This is a genomic window from Kitasatospora sp. NPDC093558 (assembly GCF_040683475.1).
Taxonomy (GTDB): domain Bacteria; phylum Actinomycetota; class Actinomycetes; order Streptomycetales; family Streptomycetaceae; genus Kitasatospora.
Map to the genome: position 1 here is coordinate 1 of NZ_JBFBDY010000131.1, position 15,603 is coordinate 15,603.

Annotated in this window: 11 protein-coding genes, 4 tRNA genes and 1 pseudogene; 8 read left to right on the forward strand and 8 right to left on the reverse strand. The window is 74.0% G+C overall.

The window, feature by feature from the left end; translation table 11 throughout:
* Together cobT and cobA are read left to right on the forward strand one after the other, a co-directional pair.
* Window positions 1-1,773 (forward strand): nicotinate-nucleotide--dimethylbenzimidazole phosphoribosyltransferase (gene cobT, locus AB0O00_RS15630; protein WP_363652015.1); only part of this gene is annotated, 1,773 nt, incomplete at its 5' end.
* Window positions 1,774-1,876: 103 nt separating this feature from the next.
* Window positions 1,877-3,124, forward strand: coding sequence for a uroporphyrinogen-III C-methyltransferase (gene cobA, locus AB0O00_RS15635; protein WP_363652017.1), 1,248 nt, complete (start codon window positions 1,877-1,879; stop codon window positions 3,122-3,124).
* A 71-nt stretch (window positions 3,125-3,195) separates the two neighbouring features.
* On the opposite strand, the gene AB0O00_RS15640 is transcribed toward cobA, so the two are convergent.
* The gene (locus AB0O00_RS15640) at window positions 3,196-5,937 is read right to left on the reverse strand and encodes a SpoIIE family protein phosphatase (protein ID WP_363652019.1); all 2,742 of its coding nucleotides are present in this window, start codon (window positions 5,935-5,937) and stop codon (window positions 3,196-3,198) included.
* 100 nt (window positions 5,938-6,037) lie between these two features.
* Here AB0O00_RS15640 and AB0O00_RS15645 point away from each other — a divergent pair, with 100 nt between their 5' ends.
* Complete coding sequence (locus AB0O00_RS15645) at window positions 6,038-6,844, forward strand: RNA methyltransferase (protein WP_363652021.1); 807 nt, start codon at window positions 6,038-6,040, stop codon at window positions 6,842-6,844.
* A 1,108-nt stretch (window positions 6,845-7,952) separates the two neighbouring features.
* Here the strand turns inward: AB0O00_RS15645 and AB0O00_RS15650 are convergent.
* Window positions 7,953-9,221 (reverse strand): annotated as a pseudogene (locus tag AB0O00_RS15650) (protein kinase); the annotation flags it as partial.
* Between the two features lie 425 nt (window positions 9,222-9,646).
* Here AB0O00_RS15650 and AB0O00_RS15655 point away from each other — a divergent pair.
* Window positions 9,647-9,844 carry a hypothetical protein gene (locus AB0O00_RS15655; RefSeq protein WP_359974202.1) on the forward strand — a complete coding sequence of 66 codons (198 nt, stop codon included), beginning with the start codon at window positions 9,647-9,649 and terminating at the stop codon, window positions 9,842-9,844.
* A gap of 252 nt (window positions 9,845-10,096) precedes the next feature.
* On the opposite strand, the gene AB0O00_RS15660 is transcribed toward AB0O00_RS15655, so the two are convergent.
* From AB0O00_RS15660 to AB0O00_RS15675, 4 genes are all read right to left on the reverse strand, one after another.
* Window positions 10,097-10,168 (reverse strand) — tRNA-Val (locus AB0O00_RS15660).
* Window positions 10,169-10,209: 41 nt separating this feature from the next.
* Window positions 10,210-10,281, reverse strand: a tRNA-Val gene (locus tag AB0O00_RS15665).
* 34 nt (window positions 10,282-10,315) lie between these two features.
* Window positions 10,316-10,389, reverse strand: a tRNA-Cys gene (locus AB0O00_RS15670).
* A gap of 40 nt (window positions 10,390-10,429) precedes the next feature.
* Window positions 10,430-10,502, reverse strand: a tRNA-Gly gene (locus tag AB0O00_RS15675).
* Between the two features lie 226 nt (window positions 10,503-10,728).
* Between AB0O00_RS15675 and AB0O00_RS15680 the strand changes: the two genes are divergently transcribed.
* The 3 genes from AB0O00_RS15680 (at window position 10,729) to AB0O00_RS15690 (ending at window position 13,697) form a co-directional block, all read left to right on the forward strand.
* On the forward strand, window positions 10,729-11,778 hold the full coding sequence (locus AB0O00_RS15680) for a chorismate-binding protein (protein ID WP_363652023.1): 1,050 nt from the start codon (window positions 10,729-10,731) through the stop codon (window positions 11,776-11,778).
* An 81-nt stretch (window positions 11,779-11,859) separates the two neighbouring features.
* Window positions 11,860-12,690: an aminodeoxychorismate lyase gene (locus AB0O00_RS15685; protein WP_363652025.1), complete on the forward strand. Its 831-nt coding sequence runs from the start codon at window positions 11,860-11,862 to the stop codon at window positions 12,688-12,690.
* A 155-nt stretch (window positions 12,691-12,845) separates the two neighbouring features.
* Window positions 12,846-13,697, forward strand: a complete 852-nt coding sequence (locus AB0O00_RS15690; protein WP_363652027.1) for a GNAT family N-acetyltransferase — start codon at window positions 12,846-12,848, stop codon at window positions 13,695-13,697.
* 12 nt (window positions 13,698-13,709) lie between these two features.
* Here the strand turns inward: AB0O00_RS15690 and AB0O00_RS15695 are convergent, their stop codons facing one another.
* Window positions 13,710-14,210, reverse strand: coding sequence for a DsbA family protein (locus AB0O00_RS15695; protein WP_363652029.1), 501 nt, complete (start codon window positions 14,208-14,210; stop codon window positions 13,710-13,712).
* 109 nt (window positions 14,211-14,319) lie between these two features.
* Here AB0O00_RS15695 and AB0O00_RS15700 point away from each other — a divergent pair, with 109 nt between their 5' ends.
* Window positions 14,320-14,790, forward strand: coding sequence for a hypothetical protein (locus tag AB0O00_RS15700; protein WP_363652030.1), 471 nt, complete (start codon window positions 14,320-14,322; stop codon window positions 14,788-14,790).
* A gap of 15 nt (window positions 14,791-14,805) precedes the next feature.
* On the opposite strand, the gene AB0O00_RS15705 is transcribed toward AB0O00_RS15700, so the two are convergent.
* Window positions 14,806-15,375, reverse strand: coding sequence for a CGNR zinc finger domain-containing protein (locus tag AB0O00_RS15705; RefSeq protein WP_363652032.1), 570 nt, complete (start codon window positions 15,373-15,375; stop codon window positions 14,806-14,808).
* Between the last annotated feature and the right edge of the window lie 228 nt (window positions 15,376-15,603).

The window sequence follows — 15,603 nt, forward strand, 5'->3', positions numbered from 1 at the left end:
GAGCCCGCCGAGCCCCGCGGCCCCGCCGCCCCCGGCTACGACGAGGCCGGCCGCGACGCCGTCCACCAGGTGATCCGCGAGCGCCGCGACATCCGCAACGGCTTCCGCCCGGACCCGATCCCGCACGAGGTGCTGATCCGCGTCCTGGAGGCCGCCCACACCGCGCCCAGCGTCGGCTACTCCCAGCCGTGGGACTTCGTGGTGATCCGCTCCGCCAAGACCCGCCGGCGCATGCACGCCCTGGCCGAGCGCCAGCGCGAGGCGTACGCCGACTCGCTGCCCAAGGGCCGGGCCAAGCAGTTCCGCGAGATCAAGATCGAGGCCATCCTCGAAACCCCGGTCAACATCGTGGTCACCGCCGACCGCACCCGCGGCGGCCGGCACACCCTGGGCCGCCACACCCAGCCCCAGATGGCCCCGTACTCGGCCGCCCTGGCCGTCGAGAACCTCTGGCTGGCCGCCCGCGCCGAGGGCCTGGGCGTCGGCTGGGTGAGCTTCTTCGACGACGAGGAGCTGGTCCGCGAGCTCGGCCTGCCCGAGCACCTGGAGGTCGTCGCCTACCTGTGCGTCGGCTTCGTCGACTCCTTCCCGGACGAGCCCGAGCTGGAGCAGCAGGGCTGGGCCAAGAAGCGCCCGCTGTCCTGGGTCGTCCACGAGGAGCAGTACGGCAACCGCGCGCTGCCCGGCGAGGAGCCGCAGAGCCTGCTCGCCGAGACCCTGCGCGGCATCCGCCCGCTGGACGCCAAGGCGCTCGGCGAGGCCTGGGACCGCCAGAAGCGGATGACCAAGCCGGCCGGCTCGCTCGGCATGCTGGAGATCATCTCCGCCCAGCTGTGCGGCCTGTCCCGCAAGTGCCCGCCGCCGATCCCGGAGCCCGCCTGCGTCGCGATCTTCGCCGGTGACCACGGCGTGCACGCCCAGGGCGTCACCCCCTGGCCGCAGGAGGTGACGGCCCAGATGGTCGGCAACTTCCTCGCCGGGGGAGCGGTCGTCAACGCCTTCGCCAAGCAGATCGGCACCGAGGTCTGTGTGGTCGACGTCGGCGTGGCCGCCGAGCTGCCCGACGCCGTCCAGCAGGGCAGGGCCACCGGCCTGCTGCCGCGCAAGGTCAAGCCAGGCACCGACGACATGACCCAGGGCCCGGCGATGAGCCGGGAGGAGGCCGTCCAGGCGATCGAGGTCGGCATCGAGACCGCCCGCGACCTCGTCGCGGCCGGCAACAAGGCCCTGGTCACCGGCGACATGGGGATCGCCAACACCACCGCCTCGGCCGCCCTCATCTCGGTCTTCACCGGCCTCGACCCGGCCGAGGTCACCGGCCGCGGCACCGGGATCGACGACCAGACGCACGCCCGCAAGGTCGAGGTCATCCGCGCCGCGCTGGCCCTGCACCAGCCCGACCCGGCCGACCCGATCGGCGTCCTCGCCGCCATCGGCGGCCTGGAGCACGCCGCCATCGCCGGCTTCCTGCTGGGCGCCGCCTCGCTGCGCACCCCGGTCGTGCTGGACGGCGTGATCGCCGGTTCGGCCGCCCTGGTGGCCAAGGCGATCGCCCCCGAGGTGCTGGCGGCCTGCATCGCCGGCCACCGCTCCGCCGAGCCCGGCCACCAGGCCGCGCTGGCGAAGCTCGGCCTGCGTCCGCTGATCGACCTGGACCTGCGGCTCGGCGAGGGCACCGGTGCCCTGCTGGCCCTGCCGCTGGTGCAGAGTGCGGCCCGCGCGATGCACGATGTAGCCACCTTCGACTCCGCCGGGGTCACCGAGAAGGCCTGACGTTCCCGTCACCGCTCCGCGGACCGGCCCGAGGGCGCGCCGGCCCGCGGAGCGGCGTCTCTCCGTACCCCCACACCCCCACCCCCGATCAGGAGCACCGCCGATGACCGCGCCCACCCCGCACCCCAGCACCGAAGGCCGTACCCCCTACCCGGTCGGACTGCTGCTCGCCGGTCGCCGCGTGGTCGTGGTCGGCGGCGGGCAGGTCGCGCAGCGCCGGCTGCCCGCGCTGATCGCGACCGGCGCGGAGCTGCACCTGATCGCTCCGAGCACCACCCCGGCCGTCCAGGCCATGGCCGACGCGGGCGAGCTCACCTGGCACGCCCGGCCCTACCGGGACGGGGACCTGGCCGACACCTGGTACGCCCTGGTCGCCACCGACGACCCGGCCGTGAACGCCCGGGTCAGCGCCGAGGCCGAGCGCGAGCGGGTGTTCTGCGCCCGCAGCGACGACGCCGCCGCCGCGACCGCGTGGACCCCGGCCAGCGGCCGGGACGCGGGTGCCACCGTCGCCGTCCTCACCGGCGACCCGCGCCACTCCGCGGGCCTGCGCGACGCGATCGTGGACGGCCTGCGGGACGGCTCGCTGTCCGCCCGCCAGTACCGCGCACACGGCGCCGGCGTGGCCCTCGTCGGCGGCGGCCCCGGCGACCCGGACCTGATCACCGTGCGCGGCCGCCGCCTGCTCGCGGACGCGGACGTCGTCGTCGCGGACCGCCTCGCCCCGCGCGAGCTGCTGGCCGAGCTGCCCGAGCACGTCGAGGTGATCGACGCGTCCAAGATCCCGTACGGCCGGTTCATGGCCCAGGAGGCGATCAACCGGACGCTGATCGAGCACGCCAAGGCCGGCAAGTTCGTGGTCCGGCTCAAGGGCGGCGACCCGTACGTCTTCGGCCGCGGCGGCGAGGAGCTGCTGGCCTGCGCCGAGGCCGGGCTGCCGGTCACCGTCGTGCCGGGCATCTCCAGCTCGATCAGCGTCCCGGCCGCCGCCGGGGTGCCGGTCACCCACCGCGGCATGACGCACGAGTTCACCGTCATCTCCGGCCACGTCGGGCCGGACGACGAGCGCTCGCTGACCAACTGGGAGGCCGCGGCGAAGATGAGCGGCACCCTCGTGCTGCTCATGGCCGTCGACAAGATCGCGGCGATAGCGGCGAAGCTCGTCGAGCACGGCCGCCCGGCCGACACCCCGGTCGCGATCGTCCAGGAGGGCACCACCGCGGCCCAGCGCCGGGTGGACGCCACCCTGGCCACCGTCGGCGCCGTCGTCGAGGCCGAGGGCATCAAGCCGCCCGCCGTGATCGTCATCGGCGACGTGGTCAACGTCCTCGCGGCGGCCTTCCGGAAGTAGTCCCCCCAGAAGAAGTCCTCGGAGTGGGAAGTCGGCCCGTCCGACTTCCCACCCCTCCGTCCCACGGAGGGCTACTCCAGCGGCTGCTCCGTCCAGATCACCTTGCCCGTCGCCGTGTAGCGCGTCCCCCAGCGGTCCGCGAACTGCGCGACCAGGAACAGCCCGCGCCCGCCCTCGTCCGTCGTCGCCGCGTACTTCAGGTGCGGCGAGGTGCTGCTGCCGTCCGACACCTCGCAGATCAGCGACCGGTCCCGCAGCAGCCGCACCCGGATCGGCCCGGAGCCGTACCGGATCGCGTTGGTCACCAGCTCGCTCAGGATCAGCTCGGTGACGAACGCGGCCTCGTCCAGCCCCCACGACTCCAGCCGCTCCGCCACCGCCCGCCGGACCGGCCCCACCGCCGCCGGGTCGGACGGCACCTCCCACTCCGCCACCCGCTCCGAGGCCAGCACCCGGGTCCGCGCCACCAGCAGCGCGATGTCGTCCTGCGGACGCTCCGGCAGCAGGGCGCCCAGCACGTCCGCGCAGGTCTGCTCCGGCGTGCGGGGCGGCCCGGTCAGCGCCGCCCGCAGCTGCTCCAGCCCCTCGTCGATGTCCCGGTCGCGGTCCTCCACGAGCCCGTCCGTGTACAGCACCAGCCGGCTGCCCTCGGCCAGCTCCAGCTCGGCCGTCTCGAACGGCAGCACCGCCAGCCCCAGCGGCGGCCCGGTCGGCAGCTCCGGGAACTCCACCCGCCCGTCCGGGCCCACCACGGCCGGCGGCGGATGCCCGGCGCTCGCCAGCGTGCAGCGCCGTGACACCGGGTCGTAGATCGCGTACAGGCAGGTCGCCCCGGCCAGCTCGGAGCTCTCCCCGCTCGCCGCCTCGTCCTGGTCGATCCGGATCACCAGGTCGTCCAGGTGCCCCAGGAGCTCGTCCGGCGGCAGGTCCAGCGTCGAGAAGTTGTGGATCGCCGTGCGCAGCCGCCCCATCGTCGCCGCCGCGTGCAGCCCGTGCCCCACCACGTCGCCGACCACCAGCGCCACCCGCGCGCCCGGCAGCGGGATCACGTCGAACCAGTCCCCGCCCACGCCCTCCTGCGCGGGCAGGTACCGGTGCGCGACGTCCAGCGCGTTCTGCACCGGCAGGCTGCGCGGCAGCAGGCTGTGCTGGAGCGTCACCGCCATCGCGTGCTCGCGGGTGAACCGCCGCGCGTTGTCGACGCACACCGCCGCGTGCGCCACCAGCTCCTCCGCCAGCGCCAGGTCCTCCGCGTCGAACGGCTCCTCCCGGTCCGCCCGCCAGAACCGCGCCACCCCCAGCAGCACCCCGCGCGCCCGCAGCGGCACCCGCAGCAGCGAGTGCACCCCGTACGCCAGCGCCTGCGCCGACCCCTCCGGATCCTGCTCCCGCCACCCCTCCGCCTCGGCCAGCCGCGGCTCCAGCCCCGGCTCCCCGCTGTGCAGCGCCGCCGCCAGCGGCGTATCCGGCACTACGTCCAGGACGGTACCCACCGGGTAGAACGGCGCGCCGGACCGCACGCCCGCCACCGCCGCCCGGCGCATCCGCCCGATCGACGCGCCCGACGGCGGCTCCTCGCCCGCCAGCACCTGCTCGGCCAGGTCCACCGTCACGAAGTCCGCGAACCGCGGCACCGCGACCTGCGCCAGCTCGTCCGCCGTCCGCGTCACGTCCAGCGAACTGCCCACCGTCACCCCGGCGTCGTACAGCAGCCGCAGCCGCCGCTGCGCCACCTCGACCCGGCCGGACAGCGCCAGCAGCTCGGTGGAGTCGCGCAGCGTCGCGACGAAGCCGGGCGGGCCGCCGTCCCGGTCGGTGAGCCGGATGTTCACGGCCAGCAGCCGCTCACCGGCCATCACCACCTGGTCGGTGACCGGCAGGTTCGCGGTCAGCAGCTCCTCGGGGGCGCGCTCCAGGCCCAGCTCGGTCACCAGCCGCCCCTCGGCATCCGGCGGCAGGCCGAGCAGCCGGCGCGCCTCGTCGTTGAACAGCAGCAGGCGCCCGTCCCCGCCGACGATCAGCACGCCCTCGCGCACCGCGTGCAGCACGGCCGCGTGGTGTTCGTACATCCGGGTCATCTCGGTCGGCCCGAGCCCGTGCGTCTGGCGCCGCAGCCGCCGGCTGATGAGCGCCGTCCCGAGCGTCGCCAGTACGACCGCGCCCGCGGCGGCGCCCAGCACCACCGGCAGCTGCCGCTGGCTCGCGGTGCTCACGTTCGCGAGCGTGACGCCCGCCGAGACCAGCCCGGCCACCGAGCTGTCCGGCGCGTACACCGGCACGACGGCCTGGACCAGCGGGCCGAGCGTCCCGCGGATCTGCTCGACCACCACGTGCCCCTGCAGGGCGGGTTCGTAGGTGCCGATGAACTTCTGGCCGATCCGGGCGGGGTTGGGGTGGGTGTAGCGGATGCCCTGGTTGTTCAGGACGACGATGAAGTCGACGCCCGACGCCACCCGCGCGGCCTGCGCCCGCGGCTGCAGGATCGCCGTCGGATCGGGGGAGCGCAGCGCCTCGACGATCCCCGGCGAGTCGGCGAAGGTCTGCGCGACCGCGACCGACCGGTTGCGCGCCTCGTTGTCCGCGTCGTTGCGGGACTGCACGACGAGCGCCACCCCGGCGGCCACCACGAGCAGCAGCACCACGAGGATCTGCAGCACGAACACCTGGCCGGCCACGGACCGGAGGTTCACCGGCCACGCGCGACGGGCGCTCGGCTGCTGTTGCCGACCATGAGGGCGTCCACCGGAGGAGCCGGCGGATCCAGAAGCACCAGAGGCCGACGGAGCCCAGGATCGACCCGGGAAACGGGCCATACGGTCATATTTGCACTCCGATCGGCGCGGGGCCAAGGCCAAGGCGTCCGACTCTTTCCGCCGTTTGGCCTTCACCGCCCGGCCTTGGCAAGATCGCAGGGTGTCCGAACCCAGCACCATCACCGACCCGGCCGACCCCCGCCTCGGCGACTACACCGGCCTGACCGACGTCGAACTGCGCCGCCGGCGCGAGCCCGCCGAGGGCCTGTTCATCGCGGAGGGGGAGAAGGTCATCCGCCGCGCCCTCGCCGCCGGCTACCGGATGCGGTCGATGCTGCTGACCCCCAAATGGCTGGACGTCATGGCCGACGTCATCGCGGAGGCGGACGCCCCCGTCCACGTCGTCGAACCGGCCCTCGCCGAGGCCGTCACCGGCTACCACGTGCACCGCGGCGCCCTCGCCTCGATGGAGCGCAAGCCCCTCCCGGACGCCACCGCCGTCCTGGCGGGCGCCCGCCGGGTCGCCGTCCTCGAAGGCCTGGTCGACCACACCAACCTCGGCGCGATCTTCCGCAGCGCCGCCGCCCTCGGCATGGACGCCGTCCTGCTGTCACCCGACTGCGCCGACCCGCTCTACCGGCGCGCCGTCAAGGTCTCGATGGGCGCCGTCTTCGCCGTCCCCTACGCACGCCTCGACCCCTGGCCCGCCGCCCTGACCACCGTCCGCGACGCCGGATTCACCCTCCTCGCCCTCACCCCCGCCGAAACCGCCGTCGACCTGCCGAGCCTGGCCCCGCAGCACCTCCCCAAGACCGCCCTGATGCTGGGCGCCGAAGGCGACGGCCTCACCCCCCAAGCCATCCGAGCCGCCGACCACCCCGTCCGCATCCCGATGGCCCACGGCATCGACTCCCTCAACGTGGGCGCAGCAGCGGCGGTGGCCTTCTACGCGGTGACAACCCCCTAACCCGCGAGCCGCCGCCTCCCCGACCCCCGCAGCCAACACCCACCCGCCCGGTCTCCCCGGCCCACACGCCGGGGAGCCACCGGCATCCCCGCCCCTCGGGCCCGGCCCCCGCACCGGGGAGCCTTCTCCGCAGCCGCCTGCCCGCGCGCCGGGACGGCACCGGCTTCCCCGAGTCCTCGGCTCCCGCGCCCGTGCCCACCCCCGTCGCCCCAACCTCCGCAGCCACCTGTCTCTCTTCCCCGCGCCCCACAAGGGGTGCGGGGAACTGCGCGGGGCGGGAGGTGATGGCCGAAACGTTTTCGCCGCCCGTGGTCCGGCTTTGCGAGGTGCCGCTCAGGAAGCTCAGGGCAGAAGGTGACGGCCGAAAAGCCGCCTCACGCCGTCCCCGCCGTCAGCCCGTCGGGGCAGTTGGGGGAGCCGGGGCTGCTGCGGCCGGGGGAGTGGTGGTGAGGCCCGTGCCGCCGGAGGCGCCTGCTCCGGGCCAGGATTCGTCGAGGGAGCCGTCCGGACGGACGGTGTAGCGGGTTGAGGTCACGGCCCCCGTCTGGGCGACGCGTTCCTCGCGGACCACCGCTCCGCCGTCGAGCCGCCAGGAGGCCGTGGCCTGTGGGTCGGCCGTCGAGGAGCGCGTGGCGGCGGCGACCGGGTTGTCGCCGGCGAAGGTGTAGAGCTGGACGAGGTCGACCGGAACCGACCCCTCGGCTCGCCGGAGCACGATCACCGTCGCCGGTGCGCCCTTGTACCGGGCCGGCAGCACCGAGCTGAGCGCGACCTGCGGCCCGCCCGCGGCCGAGCGGCCCTCCCGGAGGGCGATCCCGGGACCGCCCGTGCCGTCGGGGTAGGTGCGGTTGGGCCAGTCGACGGCCGGTCCGGGCCCCTGCGCCGGAGCCAGCGCGAGGTCGGTCGGAGCCGCACCCGCCCCGCCCCGCGCGGCAGCCACCACCGGCGTGGTCGACGGCGTCACCGAAGGCGTCACCGCCGCCGCCGAGGGCGTCACCGAAGGAGGAACCGCCGCAGCGTCCACCGACAACCCCGCACCCGCCTGCCCACTGGGCGAGGCGGTCACGGCGGGCCCGCCCGAGTGCCGCAGCCCCTGGTTGCTCCGGTCCTCGCACCCCTGCGCCGCCGCGATGGCCAGCGCCACGCCGATCGTCACCGTGACGAAGACGACGAGCCGCTGCCGCAGGAGCCGCTGCCGTGGGGTGGTCGGCCGTCCGGGGGCGGGGGTGTGCTGGCGGTCGCGGGGCCGTCCGCGGTCGCGGCTGCCGGGGTGGCCGGGGGCGGGCGTCTGCTGACGGTCCCGCACCTGGCGGCCCCCCGAGGCCGCCTCGGGTCTGGGATGGGGCGAGGCCGCGCCCTGCGGGCGCCGCTGCCCCGCGCCGGCTGCCGCGGGCCGACTGCCCGCGGCAGCCCGGGCCCGCGCCGCAGCGGCCGGGTCCGGGGAGCGTCCGGGCGCGGGCACGCCGTGCCGCACAGCGCCGGGGGCGTCGGCCCCAGGGACGGACGGGGGAGCCGCCGAAGCGCGCCGCATGACGCGTCCGCCGCCGTTGGCCGCCGCTCCCCGGGCGGCGAGTTCGCTGAGCCGCTCGTGCAGGGCGGCGGCGCCGGGCCGTTCGGCGGGTTCCTTGGCCAGGCAGGCCCGGATCAGCGGCGCGAGCTGCGGCGGTACGTCCGAGAGGTCGGGCTCCTCGTGCACGACGCGGTAGAGCATGACCTCCGAGGAGGCGCCGGAGCCGAAGGGCGTGTCCCCGGTGAGCGCGTACGCGAGCGTCGCACCGAAGGCGAACACGTCGGTCGCGGGCGTGACGGCGACCCCGCGGACCTGTTCGGGCGCGAGGAAGCCGGGGGAGCCGACGGCGGTGCCGACGTGGGTGAGGGTGCTGGCGCCGCGCGACCAGGCGATGCCGAAGTCGATGATCCGCGGGCCGCGCGGCGAGAGCAGGATGTTGGAGGGCTTGAGGTCGCGGTGGACGACGCCGGCCTCGTGGACCTTGACGAGCCCGTCGGCGAGCGCGGCGCCGATCCGGGCGGCCTCCTGCCAGCCGAGCGGTCCCTCGTCGCCGACGCGTTTGTAGAGCGAGGGCCCGGGCACGTAGGCGGTGGCGAGCCAGGGGCGGTCGGCCTCGATGTCGGAACCGACGACGCGGGCGGTGCAGCCGCCGCGGATGCGCGAAGCGGCGGCGATCTCCCGGGCGAAGCGGGTGCGGAACTCCTGGTCCTCGGCGAGTTCGGCACGGATCAGTTTGAGGGCGACCCGCTGCCCGCGCCGGTCGGAGCCGAGGTAGACGACGCCCATGCCGCCGGCCCCCAGCCGCCGGTGGAGGCGGAACGGCCCGACGATGCGGGGGTCCTCACGCCTCAGCCGCATCATCGCCATGTCCGTTCCCCGTCAGCCTGTGGGTGAGGCCCCGTCGGTTGGGGCATCGTCAGTTCTTGTCTGGCACAGCTTACGGACTGGCCGCTGCGGTGTGCTGATACGCAACACCTCAAGCCACCGTGCGATTGTCGGATCTTGCACTGACCTGCTGGTCATGAGGGTGCCGAAACGTTTCTCGGGGTCGCCTCTCAGGGTTCCCCCGGGGGCGGCGCGGAGAGAGTCTCCCCCTTCGGTAGTAGTCCCTAAGTCGGAGCGTCATCCTCGGGGATGCCCGAGGAACAGTACGACGGCATGACGCCCGAACAGCCCTCCGCGCCATAGCGTTGTCCTCAGCGGTGGACGGGGAGCTCGTCCCCCGAGGTACGCCGTCCACCGCGCCAACTCGACCGGGAGAACGGCTCCGAGACCGGATCAGGAGTAAGGGCATGGCACCGCAGCTCACGGGAACCCCCCGCCGCCGTCGGCCGGCCTTCACCCTGCCCCGCACCGCGGAGCCGACCAGGCACCCCGCGGTGGCGCTGGCCATGGCCCTGCCGTGCGCGGTGCTGCTGGTGGCCCTGTTCGGCGGGTGGGACCAGATGGCGAACCAGGTCCAGGCGGTGGCCGACCTGATCGTCCACTGAACTCGGCCGGCCCCCGAGGCCGGTCGCGGAACGGACACTGATCCCCTGGGGACGGGGAGCCAGTGTCGCCGGGGAGGCCGAGCCCGCGTTGAGACGCGGACGGGCGAGGAGCGGTGCGCAGAGCACCCCGGCAGGCGGAGACGCCGCGTACGGACGTCGGTGAGGGCGACCGTGCGCGGCTCTTCTCTTTTCACCGCCTATGCAAAAGGCCGGGGCCGCGACCCTCACGGATCGCGGCCCCGGCCGTTACTGTGCGCGATACTGGGATTGAACCAGTGACCCCTACCGTGTCAAGGTAGTGCTCTCCCGCTGAGCTAATCGCGCCTGGTGTGGCGGTCTTGCAGCAGACCCCGGAGGATCCGACGTGCGCGATACTGGGATTGAACCAGTGACCCCTACCGTGTCAAGGTAGTGCTCTCCCGCTGAGCTAATCGCGCGGGGAGGTTCTCCCGGCGAACCGGGTGATCCTCTTGGAGGTGGAGACGGGATTTGAACCCGTGTACACGGCTTTGCAGGCCGTTGCCTCGCCTCTCGGCCACTCCACCAGGCAACACTCGGAGAACGATCTTACACTGTTCTCCATCGAGCGGACGACGAGATTCGAACTCGCGACCCTCACCTTGGCAAGGTGATGCTCTACCAACTGAGCCACGTCCGCCTGTCTCCCGGGATCTTCACCGCTTTTCTTCGGCTGCGCTCCCTGGCGACGTGTTGAACTCTAGCGGATTCCCGGGCCAGCTAAAAATCCGTTCCCGCAGCGTGCACTCGGTGCACACCCGGAAGCCGCTCGCGCCTGCCCGTTCCGCCGTACGCCCCCGGGCCCGTCGAGCGCCCCCGACCTACACTTCAGGCACCGCTGCCCAGCACCACCGCGCAGGAGAACCGTGTCCGGCCGCACCGCCCCCCAGCCCCCGCTCGCCCGCTTCGGCGGTCGCCTCGCCACCGGCCTGCGCGACGTCACCTCGGACCCGGCCGCGCTCGACTCCACCGGCTACTGGGCGGTGGCCTACGACTTCGAGGGCCGCCTCACCTGCGCCCGCTTCGACGACGTCCGCCCTGCCCCCGTCCCGCCCTCCGGCGCGGGCTGGCACGGACCGGACGCCGGCGACTGGCACAGCTCCCTGGACCGCGACGCCTACACCGCGGGCGTCCGCCGCATCCGCGAGTACATAGCCGCCGGCGAGGTCTACCAGGCCAACCTCTGCCGCGTGCTCTCCGCGCCACTGCCCGACCCGGCCCGCAGCGACGTCGACGCCCTCACCGGACTCCTCGCCCACGGCAACCCAGCCCCCTACGCGGGCACGATCCGCCTGCCCGACCACGGCGTCGAGATCGCCACCGCCTCGCCCGAGCTGTACCTGCGCCGCTCCGGCCGCACCGTCTCCTCCGGCCCGATCAAGGGCACCGGCCGCACCGAGGACGACCTCCTCGACAAGGACCACGCCGAGAACGTGATGATCGTCGACCTGGTCCGCAACGACCTCGGCCGCGTCTGCGCGACCGGCAGCGTCACCGTCCCCGACCTGTGCGCCGTCGAGAAGCACCCCGGACTCGTCCACCTCGTCTCCACCGTCGAGGGCACCCTGCGCGACGGCGCCGGCTGGCCCGAGCTCCTGGACGCCACCTTCCCGCCCGGATCCGTCACCGGTGCGCCCAAGTCCAGCGCCCTGCGGATCATCGAGGCCCTCGAAACCGCCCCGCGCGGCCCCTACTGCGGCGCCGTCGGCTGGGTCGACGCCGACCGGCGCGAGGGCGAACTCGCCGTCGGCATCCGCACCTTCTGGATCGACCGCACCGACCCCGCCGTCCCCGTGCTGCGCTTCGGTACCGGCGCCGGCATCACCTGGGGCTCCGACCCCGACCGCGAGTGGGCCGAAACCGAGCTCAAGGCCGCCCGCCTGGTCGCGATAGCGTCGGGCAGCGAAACCCTCTGAAGAAGCCCGCAGTACCCCGCAGCGCCCCGCAACACCCTCCAGAACGCCCGCCGAAGAACGCCTCCGAGGAAGCAGCGCCCGATGCACACCCCCACCAAGAGCTGGGTCAACGGCACGCTCGTCGATTCCGCCGACGCCGCCGTCTCCGTCCTCGACCACGGACTCACCACCGGCGACGGCGTCTTCGAGACCATGAAGGCCGCCGACGGCCGGGCGTTCGCCCTCACCCGCCACCTCGACCGCCTCACCCGCTCCGCCCGCGGCCTCGGCCTGCCCGACCCCGACCACGACCAGGTCCGCGAGGCCTGCGCCCAGGTCCTCGCCGCCAACCCGATGCCGCTCGGCCGACTGCGCGTCACCTACACCGGCGGCAACGCCCCCCTCGGCTCCGAGCGCGGCGACTCCGGCGCGACCCTCGTCGCAGCCATCGGCGCCGTGAAGCGCCGCCCCGATACCACCGCCGCCGCCGTCGTCCCCTGGCGCCGCAACGAGCACAGCGCCGTCGCCGGCCTCAAGACCACCTCCTACGCCGAGAACGTCGTCGCCCTCGCCGCCGCCCATCGCGCCGGCGCCTCCGAGGCCCTCTTCGCCAACACCGCAGGCCTGCTCTGCGAGGGCACCGGCTCGAACGTCTTCGTCGTCATCGGCGGCCGCCTGCTCACCCCCACCCTCGCCTCCGGCTGCCTGGCCGGCATCACCCGCGCCCTCGTCGTCGAGTGGTGCGGCGCCGAGGAAACCGACCTCCCGCTGGAGGCCCTCCAGGACGCCGAGGAGGTCTTCCTGACCTCGACCCTGCGCGACGTCCAGGCCGTCACCCGCGTCGACGACCGCGAACTGCCGGGGATCGGCCCGGTCACCGCCAAGGCCATGGCCGTCTTCGCCGAGCGCAGCGGCGACGACCTCGACCCGTGAGACTCCTGCGGCGGGCTTGTGTCGTTAGCCGCCTCTGGCGGTCTCGTGCCGTTAGCCGCCTCCGGCGGGCTCGTGCCCATAGCCGCCTCCGGCGGTCTCGTGCCCATAGCCGCCTCCGGCGGATAAGCCTCCCGGCGTGGGGAAGGGACCACCACATGACCTCCACGCTGCGCCCCGAGGGCCCCGAGACACCCACCCCCGCCGGGGGCCGCACCAGACGGTGGCAGATCTGCGCGAACGGCCGCCAGGTCGGCGCACTGCGCACCACGGCCGTCCCGCACGGCAGTCAACTCTTCGGAGAGATCGCCGAGTTGGAGATCACTGAGGGGCGCGGCCGGGGCCGGGGAACGTTCGGCGCGCTGGCCGCGGAGGAGGTGCTGCGCGGCTGGGGTTGCAGCCGCGTGGACGTCAACGTTCCCGAGTCCGCCCAAGTCGCCCGCGGCCTCGCCCTCGCGCTCGGGTACACCGAGCGGATGCGGAACCTGGCCAAGCACCTGACCGTGCCCCCCGACCTGCCGGCCGGCGTCACCGCGCGCCCGATCGGGGCCGAGGAGTTCCCGGCCTGGCTCGACCGGGCAGCGGAGGATTACATCCGCTCGCTGCGGGAATCGGGTCTCTCCGAGGAGCAGTCCCGCGCCAAGTCCGGCGTCGACCACCAGCGCCTGCTCCCGCAGGGCGCGGCCAGCCCCGGCGTCGCCCTGCGCCGCCTCTATGGCGACGGGGGCGACGGCGGCACCGAGCCGCTCGGCTCGCTCTGGGTGGACCTCCACCTGCGCGACCTGCCGGACGGCCAACCCCTCGCGTGGGTCATGGTCGTCGAGGTGTCCCCGGCCCACCGGGGCCGGGGACACGGCCGGACGCTGATGCTGCTCGCCGAACGCGAGTGCCTGGCCGCCGGCGTCCACACCCTCGGCCTGAACGTCTTCACCGCCAACGAGGTCGCGATCCGGCTCTACGCCTCACTCGGCTACCAGGTCACCAACCGCCTATACGGCAAGCCGCTGTGACCCGACGATGCGTCAGGAAGCCTTCTTCTCCTCGATGATGGCGACGATCCGGTCGCGCAGACCGTCCTGGCTCTGCCCGCCGTCCAGCTTCTTCCCGGCGATCACGTACGTCGGCGTGCCCTTCACGCCGATCGCCTTGCCCTCGGCCTGGTCGGCGTCCACGGTCAGCATGTGGCGGCCGTCGATCAGCGCCGTGTCGACCTCGTCGGCGTCCACCCCGACCTCGCGCGCGACGTCCAGCAGCACCTGCTGCCCCTTCGCGTCCAGCTCCTCGACCCGGGCCAGCAGCGCCTCGACGAACGGCCACCCCAACCCCTGCGCGAACGCCTCCTCGGCCGCCTCGGCGGCGGCGTAGGCGTGCTTGTGCTTCTCCAGCGGGAAGTGCCTCAGCTCCACCGGCAGAGCGTCGCCGTACCGCGCACGAAGCGCCCGTACGTCGTCCAGGGCGGTGCGGCAGTCCGGGCACTGGAGGTCGCACCAGAACTCGAGACGGGGAAGGGAACCATCGATCATTCCCCCAGTGTTCCACTAGTGGGCCCCCGCGCCGCCCCGCGGTGCGCCCGAGGGCCCGGCGACAGGAGGCACCGATGACCAGGACGACCGGACACGACGGGACGCGACCGTGCTGACCGCGGCCGTCAGCTTCGCACTCACGGCGGCCGGCGTCGCCGTCGCGGGTCTGCGCGCCTACCGGCGCCGCTTCCTCTCCGCGACCCGCTGGTTCGCCGTGGCCCTGCTGCCCGCGGGCCTCTACCTGACCGGCCTGTTCCCGGTCGCCCGCACGATCGCCGACGAGGTCGGCCGATGGGCCACCAAGCTGGTCTTCGACCCCCGGGTCTGGACCGGCATCGTGCTGCTCGGCATCTCCGTCGCGCTGCTGCTCACCACGCGGTTCGTGAGCCGCCGGGGTGCGGTCGAGGCCCCGGACGCCCGCCGGGCCGCGGTCGGGACGCCCGAGCGGCCCGCGGTGGCGGCGGCGCAGCCCAAGGCACAGGCCACTGCGGCGCCGAAGAAGGCCGCGGCGAAGAAGCAGGATGACGGCCTCGGCGACTTCGCCGACATCGAGGAGATCCTCCGCAAGCGCGGCATCTGACCGCGCCCCGCAGCCTCAGGCGGAGGCCACGGCCTCCGCCGAGCGCTGCCGCGCCCGGTAGGCGGCGACGTGCAGCCGGTTCCCGCAGGTACGGCTGTCGCAGTAGCGGCGGGAGCGGTTGCGCGAGAGGTCGACGAAGACGCGCGCGCAGTCCGGCGCCTCGCAGCGCCGCAGCCGCTCGCTCTCGCCCGCCATGAAGATGAACGCCAGCGCCATGCCCAGCTCGGCGGCCAGGTGGTCGCCGAGGGCGGCGTGCGGGGCGAAGTAGTGGATGTGCCACCCGTGGTGGTCGTGGTTGATCAGCCGGGGCGTCGTGCCGGCGGCCGCGACGATCGCGTTGACCAGCTCGGAGGCCGCCGCGGTGGACTCGGTGCCGAACACCTCGCGCAGCTGCGACCGGAGCTCCTGCACCCTGTGCAGGTCGCCCTCGGTGAGCGAGTCGATCTCGCTGATCTCCTGGCGGACCACGAAGGCGTCCAGTGCGGCCACGTCCGGCAGCAGCTCGGTGCCGCAGACCTCGGGCGCGGTGTTGAGCAGCTCGACGAGGATGCTCAGCGCGCACTCGGTGTCGTGGGTGATCAGCACGTGGGGACTCCTCGCGGAGGGGGACTTCGTTACCCCGCGTCTGCGGTTACCCCAGACCATACCGGGCCGTGCGGCGGAAGGACGCTGCCTTCTTTCGAAGGAATGTACGGATGGCGTCAATGTGACGGAAAGTGGACGGCGGTCAATCGAATAACCCCTCCGAATGACCGGTTCGCCGCCGGAAACCGGCAGCGCCCGGCACCGAGGCCGGCCACCCGAAAGGGTGGC